At 58.5% G+C, this 14,020-nt stretch carries 15 protein-coding genes; 8 read left to right on the top strand and 7 right to left on the bottom strand.

Annotation, left to right across the window (positions count from 1 at the left end; genetic code table 11):
* Nucleotides 1-8 precede the first annotated feature (8 nt).
* On the top strand, nucleotides 9-1,232 hold the full coding sequence (gene nqrF / locus ACR0IK_RS11460; protein ID WP_480641579.1) for an NADH:ubiquinone reductase (Na(+)-transporting) subunit F: 1,224 nt from the start codon (nucleotides 9-11) through the stop codon (nucleotides 1,230-1,232).
* A 36-nt stretch (nucleotides 1,233-1,268) separates the two neighbouring features.
* Here the strand turns inward: nqrF and ACR0IK_RS11455 are convergent, their stop codons facing one another.
* Together ACR0IK_RS11455 and ACR0IK_RS11450 are read right to left on the bottom strand one after the other, a co-directional pair.
* Complete coding sequence (locus tag ACR0IK_RS11455; protein WP_480641578.1) at nucleotides 1,269-2,288, bottom strand: NAD-dependent epimerase/dehydratase family protein; 1,020 nt, start codon at nucleotides 2,286-2,288, stop codon at nucleotides 1,269-1,271.
* A gap of 84 nt (nucleotides 2,289-2,372) precedes the next feature.
* Complete coding sequence (locus ACR0IK_RS11450) at nucleotides 2,373-2,897, bottom strand: CBS domain-containing protein (RefSeq protein WP_480591170.1); 525 nt, start codon at nucleotides 2,895-2,897, stop codon at nucleotides 2,373-2,375.
* Nucleotides 2,898-3,021: 124 nt separating this feature from the next.
* On the opposite strand from ACR0IK_RS11450, the gene ACR0IK_RS11445 reads away from it, so the two are divergent.
* From ACR0IK_RS11445 to ACR0IK_RS11415, 7 genes are all read left to right on the top strand, one after another.
* Complete coding sequence (locus tag ACR0IK_RS11445) at nucleotides 3,022-3,207, top strand: hypothetical protein (RefSeq protein WP_170401628.1); 186 nt, start codon at nucleotides 3,022-3,024, stop codon at nucleotides 3,205-3,207.
* Nucleotides 3,208-3,272: 65 nt separating this feature from the next.
* Nucleotides 3,273-4,298, top strand: a complete 1,026-nt coding sequence (locus tag ACR0IK_RS11440; protein WP_480591168.1) for an FAD:protein FMN transferase — start codon at nucleotides 3,273-3,275, stop codon at nucleotides 4,296-4,298.
* Between the two features lie 15 nt (nucleotides 4,299-4,313).
* Complete coding sequence (gene nqrM / locus ACR0IK_RS11435) at nucleotides 4,314-4,556, top strand: (Na+)-NQR maturation NqrM (protein ID WP_480591164.1); 243 nt, start codon at nucleotides 4,314-4,316, stop codon at nucleotides 4,554-4,556.
* 96 nt (nucleotides 4,557-4,652) lie between these two features.
* Nucleotides 4,653-6,311: a sulfatase-like hydrolase/transferase gene (locus tag ACR0IK_RS11430; protein ID WP_480641721.1), complete on the top strand. Its 1,659-nt coding sequence runs from the start codon at nucleotides 4,653-4,655 to the stop codon at nucleotides 6,309-6,311.
* Nucleotides 6,312-6,399: 88 nt separating this feature from the next.
* Entirely contained in the window at nucleotides 6,400-7,917 is a 1,518-nt protein-coding gene (gpmI, locus tag ACR0IK_RS11425) for a 2,3-bisphosphoglycerate-independent phosphoglycerate mutase (protein WP_480641577.1), read from the top strand.
* Entirely contained in the window at nucleotides 7,914-9,044 is a 1,131-nt protein-coding gene (locus ACR0IK_RS11420) for a murein hydrolase activator EnvC family protein (RefSeq protein WP_480641576.1), read from the top strand. The genes gpmI and ACR0IK_RS11420 overlap by 4 nt, the downstream gene beginning before the upstream one ends.
* Nucleotides 9,045-9,050: 6 nt before the next feature.
* Entirely contained in the window at nucleotides 9,051-10,391 is a 1,341-nt protein-coding gene (locus ACR0IK_RS11415; protein WP_480641575.1) for a S41 family peptidase, read from the top strand.
* Nucleotides 10,392-10,507: 116 nt separating this feature from the next.
* Here the strand turns inward: ACR0IK_RS11415 and ACR0IK_RS11410 are convergent, their stop codons facing one another.
* The 5 genes from ACR0IK_RS11410 to ACR0IK_RS11390 form a co-directional block, all read right to left on the bottom strand.
* The gene (locus ACR0IK_RS11410) at nucleotides 10,508-10,894 is read right to left on the bottom strand and encodes a type II toxin-antitoxin system death-on-curing family toxin (protein WP_480641573.1); all 387 of its coding nucleotides are present in this window, start codon (nucleotides 10,892-10,894) and stop codon (nucleotides 10,508-10,510) included.
* Complete coding sequence (locus ACR0IK_RS11405; RefSeq protein WP_480641572.1) at nucleotides 10,891-11,115, bottom strand: AbrB/MazE/SpoVT family DNA-binding domain-containing protein; 225 nt, start codon at nucleotides 11,113-11,115, stop codon at nucleotides 10,891-10,893. The genes ACR0IK_RS11410 and ACR0IK_RS11405 overlap by 4 nt, the downstream gene beginning before the upstream one ends.
* Nucleotides 11,116-11,210: 95 nt before the next feature.
* Nucleotides 11,211-12,737, bottom strand: a complete 1,527-nt coding sequence (locus ACR0IK_RS11400; protein WP_480591149.1) for an MFS transporter — start codon at nucleotides 12,735-12,737, stop codon at nucleotides 11,211-11,213.
* A 78-nt stretch (nucleotides 12,738-12,815) separates the two neighbouring features.
* Nucleotides 12,816-13,175 (bottom strand): hypothetical protein, encoded by a 360-nt coding sequence (locus ACR0IK_RS11395; RefSeq protein WP_480591147.1) that lies wholly within the window; start codon nucleotides 13,173-13,175, stop codon nucleotides 12,816-12,818.
* Nucleotides 13,176-13,186: 11 nt separating this feature from the next.
* Complete coding sequence (locus ACR0IK_RS11390) at nucleotides 13,187-13,948, bottom strand: DUF6478 family protein (RefSeq protein WP_480591145.1); 762 nt, start codon at nucleotides 13,946-13,948, stop codon at nucleotides 13,187-13,189.
* Nucleotides 13,949-14,020: the final 72 nt, after the last annotated feature.

Genomic DNA, 14,020 nt, shown 5'->3' with positions numbered 1-14,020 from the left:
AGGCGTCGATGGAAACTTTTAGCCTAGGCGTCGTCCTTTTTACCCTGATCGTTATTGCGCTGGTTGCCATCATTATGGCCGCGCGCTCGAAACTGGTTTCGACCGGAGATGTGAACATCACCATCAATGGTGAGAAAACCATCTCCGTTCCTGCGGGCGGAAAACTTCTGCAAACACTGGCGGCTGAGAAGCTGTTCGTCCCGTCGGCCTGTGGTGGCGGTGGAACTTGTGCGCAGTGCCGCGTGCGTGTGCATTCGGGCGGTGGGTCTATCCTGCCGACCGAGGAAAGCCATATCACCAAACGTGAAGCGGCCTGCGGCGACCGCCTGTCCTGTCAGGTTGCGGTCAAGCAGGACATGAACATCGAAGTCCCTGAAGAGGTCTTTGGCGTCAAGAAATGGGAATGCACGGTTCGTTCGAATGAAAACGTGGCAACCTTCATCAAGGCGCTGACGCTGGATCTGCCGGAGGGCGAAGATGTGAATTTCCGCGCTGGCGGTTATATCCAGATCGAAGCCCCTGCGCATGCGTTGAAGTACACCGATTTCGATGTGGAAGAGGAATACCGCGAGGACTGGGATCGTTTTAACCTTTGGCAGTACGAGTCGGTTGTGAACGAACCAATCGAACGCGCGTATTCGATGGCCAACTATCCGGACGAAAAAGGTATGATCATGCTGAACGTCCGCGTTGCCTCGCCGCCTCCGGGATCAGAAGGCATTCCGGCGGGTCAGATGTCATCCTACATCTTCAACCTGAAACCGGGTGATAAGGTCACCATCTCGGGTCCGTTCGGAGAGTTCTTTGCACGCGACACCCAAAAAGAGATGGTCTTTATTGGCGGTGGCGCAGGCATGGCGCCCATGCGCAGCCACATCTTCGATCAGCTCAAGCGTCTGGAAAACCGCGACCGCAAAATCAGCTTTTGGTACGGCGCACGGTCCAAGAAAGAGATGTTCTTTGTCGAGGACTTCGACAACCTGGCGAAGGAGTTCGACAACTTCGAATGGCATGTCGCTCTGTCGGATGCGCAGCCCGAAGATGATTGGAAGGGTTACACCGGCTTCATCCACAACGTTCTCTTCGAGGAATACCTCAAGAACCACCCAGCGCCCGAGGACTGTGAGTTCTACATGTGTGGTCCGCCGATCATGAACCAATCGGTCATCAACATGCTGCTGGATCTGGGCGTGGACCGCGAAGACATCATGCTCGACGATTTCGGCGGGTAAGAAGCGAAAAACCGGCGCACACAGCGCCGGTTTTTTTCATTCAGGCTTTTGGTAGAAGTCCCTATACCAGGCCACGAATTCCTTCATGCCCCAGCTGATGTCCGTTGTCGGCTTATAACCAGTGAGGCTCTGCAACAGATTGGTATCTGCCCAGGTAGCGGGCACATCGCCTTTCTGCATCGGCATGTAGTTTCGCACCGCTTTCTTGCCGAGCGCATCTTCGATCGCCTCAATGAAGTCCATCAGGCGCACCTTATCTGAGTTCCCGATATTGACGATGCGGAACGGCGCGATCGGTGACAGGCTGTCGCCTTCAGCAATGTCATCCTTGCTCTGCGGTCGGACCGGAGCCGCGTCGATCAGCAGCCGTATCCCCCGCACCAGATCGTCGACATAGGTAAAATCCCGATACATGTCGCCGTTGTTGTAAATGTCGATGGGTCGGTCTTGCAGGATCGATTCGGTGAACTTGAAATAGGCCAGATCGGGCCGCCCCCAGGTGCCGTAGACAGTGAAGAACCGGAACATGGTGGTCGGCAGGTTCCACAGATGGGCGTAGGAATGGGCCATCGCCTCATTGGCTTTTTTGGTGGCCGCGTAAATCGTCAGTTGGTTGTCCGCCTTGTCCGTTTCGGCAAAAGGCATCTTCTCATTTGCGCCGTAAATCGAGGATGTCGAGGCCATCAGAAGGTGCTCAACATCGTGTTCACGCGCAACCTCCATCACGTTGAAAGTTCCGACCACGTTCGAGCTGACATAGCTGCGCGGGTCTTCAAGGCTGTAGCGCACCCCGGCCTGCGCGGCGAGGTGGACGATCACCTCGGGCTGAAAATCATCGGCGACCTGCATCAGGCGTTCGTGGTTTTCCAGCAAATCCTCGGTCGCCGAAAATCCCGGTGTTTGCAACAGCATCTGGTGGCGACGCTGTTTCAGGGTAACGTCGTAATAGTTCGTCATCCCGTCATAGCCATGCACGCGAAATCCTTCGGACAGCAGCAGCTTTGCCAGATGGAACCCGATAAATCCCGCCGTGCCCGTGACCAGAACCCGTTTCATGCAACCCTCGACCTCAACGCTATCTTTGACGCATCAGGGATACTGTCACCGGTGCAAGGTCAAGGGGTTTCTGGACAGAAATGCCTAGCCGACAATCATCTGCTTCATGCGAAGCGCTTCGTATTCCAGCTCTTTCAGGCGGAAATGCACCACGTCGCCGATGGTGATGACGCCGCACAGGTTGCCGTCACGCAGAACCGGCATGTGGCGGAACCGGCCTTCAGTCATAGTTTTCAGAACGTCGTTCAGGTAGTCATCCGGCGCGCAGGTCTTTACCTCGCGTGTCATCAGGTCCTCGACCGCTTGCGGCAGGGTCTGGCCGGGCGTGTCCGCCATGCGCCGCACGATGTCGCGCTCGGACAGGATGCCCTGCAAGGTGCCGTTCTGGTCGGTCACCAGCACCGCCCCAATCCGCTTTTCCTTGAGTGTGTTGACCACGGAATGGATCGTTTCGTTCGGGCGCACCGAAAACACCGCATCCCCTTTACCTTCAAGCAACTTGGCCACGGTTGTCTGCGAGTGCGACAGGTTCGAGTCCGTCGATTGGCTGTACGTGGACTTGTCAGCCTTGTCGCCACGCGATGGCGATTGGTAAGAGGTTGGGGCCATGGGCAATCTCCTTCATGGTTATTGCAAAGTCTTTCCCTTTCACCTTAGCGCAGCTAAACGACCTGTATAGGGTGCATTTGCACTGATCGGCAGAATCTCCTGCCAGCAGAGGAACCTTAAGCCTTTGAACGAGCTGTACCTTACCCCGCCCGTGGCCGCGTTGATTTTCTTTGCGGTGGTCGTTTGCGGCCATAATTTCCGCATGGCGTGGAAACAGCAAGCGCCGGGATGGCAGAAACGGGCGTGGTTGTTCGGGGTGCCTGCGGGGATCGGCCTTTTGGTTCTGGGCTTTTTGCCGCTGAAGCTGTGACGCCGGTTTGACTTCGGCAAGGGTGGCTGGCATATGCCGGGCACTGAATTTTCGGAGACCACCCCATGCGTCTTGTGCCTGTTCTGGCCTTTGTCACACTATTGTCCGCCTGCCTGTTCGACAAGGAGCCCGAAGTGGTTCGCCTTTCGGGTGAGACAATGGGTACGACGTTCAATATCACCGCCATTGGCGAGGATCTGGACGAGGACGCTTTGGCCGCAGCGGTCCAAGAAACCTTGGCCGAGGTCAACTCCAAGATGTCGAACTGGGACCCTAATTCCGAGGTCTCCACCTTTTCTGCCGCAACCGGCACCGATCCTATGCCGGTGTCCGAAGAATTTGTACTGGTGATGGCAGCTGCGAATGAGGTGCATGAGAAAACTGGTGGCATATTCGACGTTACCCTTGGCCCATTGATCGAGCTGTGGGGCTTTGGCCCGCGCACGCCGGAAGACCCGGTGCCCTCGGACGTCGAGATTGAGGTCGCGCTGAACAGCGTCGGCCAAAACCGGTTACTGACCCTGGATGCCGAGGCCGGCACGCTGGCGAAATCCGAACCCGGCGTCGGCATCAACCTGTCTGCTATCGCCAAAGGCTATGGTATCGACGCCGTGGCCGAGACCCTGCGCGAAGCGGGGATCGAGGATTATCTGGTAGAAATCGGCGGCGATCTGGTCACCAAGGGTCAGAACGACAAGGACGAAACCTGGCGGATCGGCATCGAAAAACCGCAGGCCGGAGCCCAAACCCCGCAGCTGATCGTATCGGTGGGCGATCTGGGTATGGCCAGCTCGGGCGATTACAAGAATTTCTTCGAACAGGACGGTGTGCGCTATTCGCATATCATCGATCCGACGACAGGCCGTCCGATCACGCACCGGACGACCTCGGTCACTGTTCTGGCCGAAAACGCGATGATGGCGGATGCCTGGGCCACCGCGATGCTGGCTTTGGGACAGGAAAAGGGCCTCGAACTGGCCGAAAAGCATGAACTTGCCGTGTATTTCATCTCACGGGATGTGACAGGCGGCGAAGAAGCCTATATCACCGTTCACAGCACTGCGTTCAAAGACGCGCTTGGCACCAACTAACCGGTAGGACCCACGATGAGCACCTTTATTCTGGCCTTCATTCTGCTGACCCTCGTCGTGGTAGGCATGTCGTTGGGCGTGATGCTGATGGGCAAGACCATCAAGGGCAGCTGTGGCGGCCTGAACGCGATCTCGGGCGCGGATAAATGCGTAGTTTGCCAGAAAGACGTCGATCCGAACTCGCCGCTGCGGGACAAGCTTCAGTGCAAGCGCGCGAAGAAGATGCAGGAGCAGATGGAACGTCAGGCAGAGGTGTAGTTTACGCTTCGCCCAGGGCCGGGAATTGGCTAACTAGGTCCCCATAGACACTTGGGGGGCAATGCCTTGGCCAAAGCCAAAAACATCCTGTTCATCATGTTCGACCAGCTCCGCTGGGATTATCTGAGCTGTTACGGCCACCCGCACCTCCATACTCCCAATATTGACCGTCTGGCCGCGCGGGGCGTTCGGTTCGACCGGGCCTATATTCAATCTCCCATTTGCGGCAGCTCGCGCATGTCCACCTATACCGGGCGCTACGTGCATTCGCATGGAGCCTCGTGGAACGGTATCCCGCTAAAGGTGGGTGAGATCACCATGGGTGACCATCTGCGCAAGGCGGGGATGGACTGCTGGCTGGTTGGCAAAACCCATATGAAAGCGGATGCCGAGGGGATGGCGCGGCTGGGGCTGGAGCCCGACAGCCTGATCGGCGCCCGCGTGGCGGAATGCGGGTTCGACGTCTACGAACGTGACGACGGTATGCGCCCCGAAGGCCCGGATGGGTTCTATGACCCGGACGGGGCGAAAGAATATAACGAGTATCTCAACGATAAAGGTTACGAAAGTGACAATCCCTGGCACGACTTTGCCAATTCCGGGTTGGATGCGGATGGCAACGTGCTTTCCGGATGGTTTCTGAAGAACTCGAGCGAGGCGGCGAATATTGCCGAAGAGGACAGTGAAACACCATACCTGACGGGTCGTGGCATCGAATTCATGGAAAGCCACGATGCCCCGTGGTGCTGTCACCTGAGCTTTATCAAGCCCCACTGGCCCTATATCGTGCCGGAACCCTATGCCTCGATGTACGGGCCCGAGCACGTGCTGCCGGTGATCCGGTCCGAGACCGAGCATGAAGACGCCCACCCGGTGCTGCGCGCGTTCATGGACACGAAAATCGGCCGGACTTTCTCGCGTCAGGACGTGCGAGACGCAGTGATCCCCGCCTATATGGGCCTGATCAAACAGGCCGACGATCAGATGGGCCGTCTGTTCGACTGGATGGAGAAAACCGGCCGGATGGACGACACGATGATCGTTCTAACCTCGGATCACGGCGATTTTCTAGGCGATCACTGGATGGGCGAGAAGACCTTCTTCCACGACGCCTCAACCAAAATACCACTGATCATCTATGACCCATCGCCCGAGGCAGACCTGACGCGCGGCACCGTTAGCGATACGCTGGTGGAATCCATCGACCTCGCCCCGACCTTTGTGAATGTGGCAGGCGGCGACGTCGCCTCACATATCCTCGAAGGGCATTCTCTGCTGCCGATCCTGCATGGGCAACAGGATGAAACGCCGCGCAATGTGGTGATCTGCGAATACGATTACTCCGCCTCACCCATCGCCGAAATGCTGAATGCGTCCGTCCGCGATGCGGTGATGTTCATGGTCGCCAACAAGAAATGGAAGCTGATCCATTGCGAAGGTGGCCACAGGCCAATCCTGTTCGATCTGGAGAATGATCCGGAAGAGCTGACAGATCTGGGCGGCAGTGCCAAACATGTCGAGGTCATCGCTGAGATGTACGACCACCTTTTTGCCTGGACCCGCCGCCCGTCGCAGCGCACCACCAGGTCGGAACAACAACTGATCGAGATGCGCACGAAAAGCCGGGGAAGGGGGGTTGTCTTGGGGATCTATGACGAAAACGAGGCTCCGCTGGATCTGACCGTCAAATACCGGGGGCGCAAAGCACGGCCTTTTGCTGAATATATCGGCAAGGACAAACCGCAACGTTATTAATTCTGACCGGCGCGGGTCAAAAGGCGGTTCACCCGCCGGTGGTCAGGCGATACAAGACGGATCAAGAGCAGAAATCCGGAGAGCCGAAATGACCGCCCCCAAACCCGTTGTCCTGTGCATTCTTGATGGTTGGGGCCTGTCCGAGGACACCAAAGCTAACGCGCCCTTCCTGGCCAACACGCCGACCTTCGACGCGATCATGACCGCTGGTCCGCACGCGACTTTGACAACGCATGGGCCTGATGTAGGCCTGCCCAGCGGTCAGATGGGAAACTCAGAGGTCGGCCACACCAATATCGGAGCAGGCCGTGTTGTGGCGATGGACTTGGGGCAGATTGATCTGGCGATCGAGGATGGCTCATTCTTCAATAACGACGCCCTGCAGGATTTCATCGCCAAAGTGAAATCCTCGGGCGGCATCGCGCATCTGATGGGGCTGGTGTCTGATGGCGGCGTCCACGGCCACCTGAACCACATCGTTGCCGCGGCCAAAGCGATAACCGACGCTGGCGTTCCCGTCGCGCTGCACGCGATTACCGATGGGCGCGACGTAGCTCCGAAATCGGCATTTACCTACATCTCCGAACTGGAAGACCGCCTGCCCGAAGGCGCGCGTATAGTCACGGTCAGCGGGCGCTATTTCGCGATGGACCGCGACAATCGGTGGGAACGCGTCAGTGAGGCCTATGAGGCAATGATCACGGGGCAGGGCCGTACAGCTGCCTCCGCGCATGGCGCGATTGACCATGCCTATAACCAGTCGGAAACCGATGAGTTCATCGTGCCCACGGTTCTGGATGGTTTCGACGGCGTGAAAGACGGCGACGGGTTCTTCTGTCTCAACTTCCGCGCAGACCGCGCACGAGAGATTCTGCGTGCGATTGGTGAGCCAGGTTTTGCCGATTTCGACACCGACCCGCGCCCGCAACTGTCTGCCCTGCTGGGAATGGTCGAATACTCGGACGGGCACAACGCCTATATGACCACAGTGTTTCCCAAGCGCGATATTGTGAACACACTGGGCGAATGGGTCGCCAAACAAGGCCTGCGCCAGTTCCGCTTGGCCGAGACCGAGAAATACCCGCACGTCACCTTCTTCCTCAACGGCGGCAAAGAAACACCCGAAGTGGGCGAAGACCGTTTTATGCCGAAATCGCCCAAAGTGGCGACCTATGATCTGCAGCCCGAGATGTCCTCGGCCGAAGTAACCGCCAAGTTCGTAGAGGCGATTGAGGCGGGATACGACCTGATCGTCACCAACTATGCCAACCCGGACATGGTTGGTCACACTGGTGACCTGCAGGCGGCGATCAAGGCCTGTGAGGCCGTGGATCAGGGTTTGGCTCAAGTTGTTGCTGCGCTGAAAAAGGCAGGCGGCGCAATGATCGTGACCGCCGACCACGGCAACTGCGAGCAGATGGTCGATCCTGATACCGGCGGGCCGCATACTGCACATACACTGAACCCGGTCCCTGTGGCATTGGTTGGCGGCCCGGCGGACGCCACGCTGCGCAACGGACGACTGTCTGATCTGGCGCCAACCCTGTTGCAGCTGATGGGGTTGGAACAGCCACCGGAAATGACCGGGAAGAGCCTGCTGTCATGACCATTCGCGCGCTTTTTCTGGCGCTACTGTTTATGACACCAGTTCACGCGCAAACCGACCCGGCCACGGCCGCGCTGAAAGCGGCGCAGATGCTGGAGGGGGCTTCGGTCGCCCTGACCGAAGCGGACAGTGCCCGCGACCGCGTGCGCGCCTTGACCGAAACCATTCAGGCCTTTGAGGCCGGTCTGACTGCCATGCGCGAAGGCCTGCGCCGCGCCGCCACGCGCGAGGCGCAACTGACCGCCGAACTCCGTACCCGTGAAAAAGAAATCGCACAGTTGTTGGGCGTGTTGCAGACCATTGAGACGACTGCCCCGCCGGTACTGATGCTGCACCCCTCGGGGCCGCTCGGGTCGGCCCGGGCGGGGATGATGCTGTCCGAGGTCACGCCGGGCCTTAACGCCCGCGCGCAGACCCTCGCCCACAATCTGCAAGAGGTGCAGACCCTGCGCCAGTTGCAGCAAAGTGCGGCCGAAACCCTGACCGAAGGACTGGCCGGCGTCCAAACCGCTCGCACACAATTGAGTACCGCCATCGCCGACCGAACCGACTTGCCCAGCCGTTTTGTCGAAGATCCGGTGCGCACCGCGATCCTGATCTCGTCAACGGAGACGCTGGAAGGGTTTGCAAGCGGTCTGTCGGAAATCGCGGAAGGGGAAATCGCCGACACTAAGGCCGATATCTCCGACCGCAAGGGCGCGGTCGCATTACCTGCACAGGGTATCCTGCTGCACCGCGCGGGGGAAACGGATGCGGCTGGCGTCAAACGTCCTGGTGTGGTCTTGGGCACGCGTCCCCGTGCAATTGTGACCTCGCCGACAGCCGCCACAATACGCTATCGCGGACCGCTTCTGGACTTGGGGAACCTGGTGATACTTGAGCCTCAACCCGGACTTTTGTTCGTGTTTTCGGGCCTGCAAGAGGTTTATGGCGATACCGGGCAGGTGATCCCCGAGGGAACTCCGGTCGGGCTGATGCCCGGAGAAACGCCTGAAATCGGCGCTATTTTGTCAACAAGCGGTGATGGCACTGGAACTGACCGGTCAGAAACGCTCTATATAGAGGTAAGACAGGATAACAGCCCCGTGGACCCGGAATCATGGTTCCGGACCAGCAAGGATGGATGAACACGTATGAAGAAATTTATGATGGCCGGTCTGGCCGGAACCGTGGCAGGTATAATTGCGACCACCCAGATCGCCGGCCCTCTGCTGGCGCAGGAGGCCGAGAACAATGCCAGCGTCTATGAACAGCTGGACCTGTTCGGCGATATTTTCGAGCGCATTCGTGCGCAATATGTCGAAGAGGTCGAGCCCGAAGAACTGATCGAAGCCGCGATTGATGGCATGCTAACCTCATTGGACCCGCATTCCAGCTATCTGTCGCCCGACGACGCGGAGCAGATGCGGGTACAGACCCGTGGAGAGTTCGGTGGGCTGGGTATCGAGGTCACCCAGGAAGAGGGCTTTGTGAAAGTCGTCTCGCCCATCGACGATACGCCTGCCGATGCGGCGGGTATCGAGGCAGGGGATTTCATCACCCACGTCGACGGCGAGAGCATTCTGGGCCTGACGCTGGACAAGGCGGTCGATCTGATGCGCGGCCCGGTCGGCTCGGAAATCGTCATCACCGTTGTGCGCGAAGGTGAGCAGGAACCGTTTGACGTCACCATCATCCGTGACACCATCAAACTGACGGCTGTGCGCGCCCGCACCGAAGGCACCAGCGTCGTGCTGCGTGTGACAACCTTCAACGACCAGACTTTCCCCAACCTCGAGGAAGGCCTGAACGAACAGATCGAAGAGGCTGGCGGCATCGACAAGGTCAACGGCTTTGTTCTGGATTTGCGCAACAACCCCGGTGGTTTGTTAACGCAGGCGATCAAGGTTTCGGATGCCTTCCTGAATGAAGGCGAGATTGTTTCGACCCGTGGCCGTGATCCGGGCGAGGGAGAGCGATTCAACGCCACCCCCGGCGATCTGACCGAAGGCAAACCGATCGTGGTTCTGATCAATGGCGGCTCGGCTTCGGCGTCCGAGATCGTCGCCGGCGCGCTGCAGGATCACCGCCGTGCCATCGTTGTCGGCACCAAGAGCTTTGGCAAAGGTTCGGTGCAAACGGTCATGCCGCTGCGCGGTGACGGTGCGATGCGCCTGACCACATCGCGTTACTACACACCGTCGGGTCGCTCGATCCAGGCGCTTGGTGTCAGCCCTGACATCATCGTCGAGCAGCCGCGCCCGGCGCCTGTGACGGACGAGGAAGACTCGAACCGTCCCTCCCGGTCCGAGGCCGACCTGCGCGGCAGCCTGAACAATGACAGCCTCAGCGAGGATGAAATCCGTCAGATCGAAGAAGATCGCGCCCGCGCCGAAGCCACCGCCGAGCTGCGCGAGCAGGATTATCAGCTGGCCTATGCCATCGATATCCTCAAAGGTCTGTCGGCTTTCAACCCGAACGGGCCGTCGCAGTAATAGGCCCAGACCGCCCGATGAGCGGTCACTGAAAGCAAATGTTGAAAGCCCCGCTCGTTTTTCGGCGGGGCTTTCTGTTTAGGCTGCGTTTGTCCGGGAAAAATTCTTTGAAGGGCTCAGATCGGCTTCCAGCCAGCATTCACCCAGTTCGCAAACTCCACTTCATCTATCTGACCAGCAGCCAAGCCTTCCATCATCAGCACACCCTTGGCCGGGTCGGGAAGAAAGGCGTACCCATTGAGCCGCAGGAAGGTCAGAGCAGTCACAAATGCCGTTCTCTTGTTGCCGTCGATGAAAGCATGCGCCTTGGCGATGCCAAATGCGTATGCTGATGCAATTTCGGCAAGATCGGCATCAGCGTAGGCCGCAAGGTTCATGGCTCTTGCGCAACCCATCTCCAAAAGGGCGCGATCTCGCGTTCCGGGGGCGCCGCCATGTCGTGAGATCTGTCGGTCGTGAATAGCCACAACCGCCGCCAGCGGTACCCAGATCGGGGTTTTCACGCCAGCGCCTGAAGCAGATCGCGGTTCTCGTCCATGATGATTTCAGCCGCCTCAAGCGCTTCGGCGACCGACGGGTCGTGGGCCATGACTTTTAACGTGCCATCGTCACCGCGCAGGACAAAAAGGGTGTCACCCTCTTTGGCATCGAGGATGGTCAACATCTCGGTGGACAGTGTCATGACGGCCGAGTTTCCGACCTTGCGGATTTTGGTTTCGATCATTGCACCCTCCGGTATATATTAATGTATATACTCATTCGGAGTGAAACTGACAAGTTTCAACTGATTCATGCGGAGTTGGACTTTGTTGGGGTGTGTCAGCTCTCCACCTTATGCAGCTTTTCTTCATCCAGCATCATTGCCAGAAAGACGCCTACCGAAACGGAAACGGTCGCGAAGATGAAGGCCATGTTCATTCCGGTGTCAAAGGCGGCGGCAATGGCGGATTTGACCTTTTCCGCCTCGGCGGTGCTCAGTTTCTCCATGACGGCCTTGGCAGAGGGTGTGGTCAACGTCCCCCCGTTTATAGCTCTTTGATTGGCATCCGACATATCAACTCCGGCGGACTGCAGGCGTTCCCCCAAGCTGCGCAAGCTGACAAGGTACATGATTGCTGTGGCGCAGGCGACGGAAATGGCGCCGTAAACCAGATGAGTCATGAAACTCAGCCCGCCGACAAGCCCTGCCCGTTCCGGTTTCACGGCACAGACGGCGGCGGTGCCGGATGGCCCAACCGTCAGTGTGGCCCCCAGCCCGATCATGGCCATGCCGGGCAGGATCTGGAAGTACCCGAACCCGGCGGGCATCACCACAACGCTGGCTGCCCCGACCGTGGCGCAAAGATACCCCCAGAGCAAAAGCCGCTTGGGACCGAAATCGTTATATAATCGGCCCGACAGGATGGACCCAACCGCCAGAAGAACCGTCAGAGGCGCCAACCCAAAGGCCGATTGCAGAGTCGACCATCCCAGAACCTTCTGCATGTATTGCGGAAAATACATCAGCCCGACGAATGCTGCCGAAACGTTGAACATGTTCAGCCCCAAGGTGATGCGGAACTCGCGGTTCGCCATCATCTGCGGCAGCAGCAGCGGCTCTTTCACCCGATTTTCCACCTGCGGGAACAAGACAAACAACACTGCGCTGACAAGAAACAGCATCAGCAAGGGGGCCGAGGTCCAGCCCCAATCCGCCCCCACATCCAATCCATAGAGCAACAGCAAGACGGCAAAGGACAGCACGGCCATACCGGCAAAGTCGATATGCTCCCCCTGTTTATGCTGGGTTTCACGCTGCATCAACAGCAGGGCGGTCACCATCGAGATGGTTGAAAAGACAACGTTTGCGAGGAAAAACAGCCGCCAATCCCCCAAATTCACCACTGTTCCGCTGATCAGGGGCCCAAACACATTGCCGCAGGTGACACCAGCCAGGATCAACCCCATGATCATTGCCCGATGCTCGGGCCGCGAAACCTTTGTTGCACCAAAAGCCAGCGTGCAGGGCCAGACGCATCCTGCGCCGATACCTTGCAGGGCGCGGGCAACAATCAGGAAGTCCAGGCTGGGCGAAACAAAGCACATAATGGACGAAAACAGAAAGATCGACAGCCCGATCAGCATCATCTTGCGGTGCCCGAACATGTCTCCCATACGCCCCCCGGCAACCATGGTCATGGCAAAGAACAGAGCGTAGATGTTTAGAACCCACTGAGTGCTGGTGATGTCCGCATCGAAGCTGTTCTCAATGGCCGGAACCAGGATCAGCGCGCCGGTAAAGTCGATGCCAATCCCGAACCCCGTCACCATCAATGCAATGACTTTGACGATGCTGCTGCGATCCATAAGCTTGCCCAGACTGCTGCGGGTTTCCCTAGGATGCACGGAATTCCGATGAAAAGATAGGGACTTGCCCCGGGCGGATCACTCAGTAGTGCTTTGCGTCCGTCGAAACGCCCGTTTCAGCATGTCCAGTTCAGCGCGCAAAAGCTCGACCTCGGCCCGCAGGTCATCCGCCGCTGGGATGCCTGCAATGATGGTGAAATCGCCAAGCTTTTCCGAGGTCGCTGCATCAACAATCACAAAGCAATGCACTCCGTCAGACAGCGCGGCCACGGGCACCGGAACCGTCAGGCCCCACCCGTCCTCAGACGCCGAAACGCGCACATCATCGAGATTTTCGCCAAGGTAGCGCACTTCGACCCTTGGCTCGCTATTGGCCTTCAAGTGCCCCTGCCAGAGGCCATTCTCGAACCGTATAGGCGTCAAAGTCGGAAGCGTCATGGTCGGAACTCTCACAAATCGGCGCGGTGGTGGCGACAGAAGGTCAGATCGCGCAACGTGGCCCGGTTCATATCGGGATTCTCGAAGATCAGGTCCAGCCAAATCTTCTCGATCCGCGACTCGTTCAGGGGCAGGTGAGCCAGATCGAAGTCCACCGAATTGGACGGGCTGGACAGGTCCAGTTTACGCAGCACCTGTTCGGTGTTGGGGCCGTGCTGGATGTTGAGGCGGGAAAACATTTCAAGTGGTTGTTCCAGTTCGACCTGCACATCGGCGCGCATCAAATGCTGTTTGGTCAGCCCTTGCGCGGCTTCGGCTGGCAGTTCCACGGACAGCGAAAGGAACGAGCCGGAAAATCCGAACACATCGACCGTCAGCCCAAATGCGGCCAGATCCTTGTCGCGGGCATTCCGGGTCTGTCGCATCCCGATCTCGGCCAAGGGGCAGTCGTGAAACAACGTTACCTGTTGATCCATGTGCGCTCTGCGCGGGGCCGAGGCCACCCCGGGGCGTGGCAGTGGCCCACGCCACAGGTCCGGCCGCCAGCACCAGTCCGTCCCCAAAGGTTTGGGAAACTGGGACGACCCGATTCTGGGTCGGGCCAACCGGCCATCAGCCTCGTGGATCAGCATATCCAGCTGCGTGCGCAACTTCCGGGCTTCGTCTCGCTGTTGGCGCAGTTGCGGTTCGGGCGCTTCAGCCGCACCGCGCAACGCCTCGCGCCAACGCGCGACAACTCGGCGGTGAATGTAACGATCCAGAAGTCTGCCCATGGCCTCATCATTCAGAGTGTGGCCCTGTTTAGTCAAAGACGGCGCAGGGAAAAAGGTGAATAAACGATTATG

The sequence above is a fragment of the Ruegeria sp. BF7 genome (assembly GCF_056538605.1).
Note: the sequence above shows the minus strand (reverse complement) of the source record. Positions and strands in the feature narration are given on the sequence as shown.

Excerpts from the sequence above, each read along its gene's own strand:
- ACR0IK_RS11430 (WP_480641721.1), top strand. The coding sequence starts at position 4,653 with ATGTTCGACCAGCTCCGCTGGGATTATCTGAGCTGTTACGGCCACCCG.
- nqrM (WP_480591164.1), top strand. The coding sequence starts at position 4,314 with ATGAGCACCTTTATTCTGGCCTTCATTCTGCTGACCCTCGTCGTGGTA.
- ACR0IK_RS11415 (WP_480641575.1), top strand. The coding sequence starts at position 9,051 with ATGAAGAAATTTATGATGGCCGGTCTGGCCGGAACCGTGGCAGGTATA.
- ACR0IK_RS11395 (WP_480591147.1), bottom strand. The coding sequence starts at position 13,175 with ATGACGCTTCCGACTTTGACGCCTATACGGTTCGAGAATGGCCTCTGG.
- ACR0IK_RS11455 (WP_480641578.1), bottom strand. The coding sequence starts at position 2,288 with ATGAAACGGGTTCTGGTCACGGGCACGGCGGGATTTATCGGGTTCCAT.
- ACR0IK_RS11450 (WP_480591170.1), bottom strand. The coding sequence starts at position 2,897 with ATGGCCCCAACCTCTTACCAATCGCCATCGCGTGGCGACAAGGCTGAC.
- ACR0IK_RS11440 (WP_480591168.1), top strand. The coding sequence starts at position 3,273 with ATGCGTCTTGTGCCTGTTCTGGCCTTTGTCACACTATTGTCCGCCTGC.
- ACR0IK_RS11390 (WP_480591145.1), bottom strand. The coding sequence starts at position 13,948 with ATGGGCAGACTTCTGGATCGTTACATTCACCGCCGAGTTGTCGCGCGT.
- ACR0IK_RS11420 (WP_480641576.1), top strand. The coding sequence starts at position 7,914 with ATGACCATTCGCGCGCTTTTTCTGGCGCTACTGTTTATGACACCAGTT.
- ACR0IK_RS11405 (WP_480641572.1), bottom strand. The coding sequence starts at position 11,115 with ATGATCGAAACCAAAATCCGCAAGGTCGGAAACTCGGCCGTCATGACA.
- gpmI (WP_480641577.1), top strand. The coding sequence starts at position 6,400 with ATGACCGCCCCCAAACCCGTTGTCCTGTGCATTCTTGATGGTTGGGGC.
- ACR0IK_RS11400 (WP_480591149.1), bottom strand. The coding sequence starts at position 12,737 with ATGGATCGCAGCAGCATCGTCAAAGTCATTGCATTGATGGTGACGGGG.
- nqrF (WP_480641579.1), top strand. The coding sequence starts at position 9 with ATGGAAACTTTTAGCCTAGGCGTCGTCCTTTTTACCCTGATCGTTATT.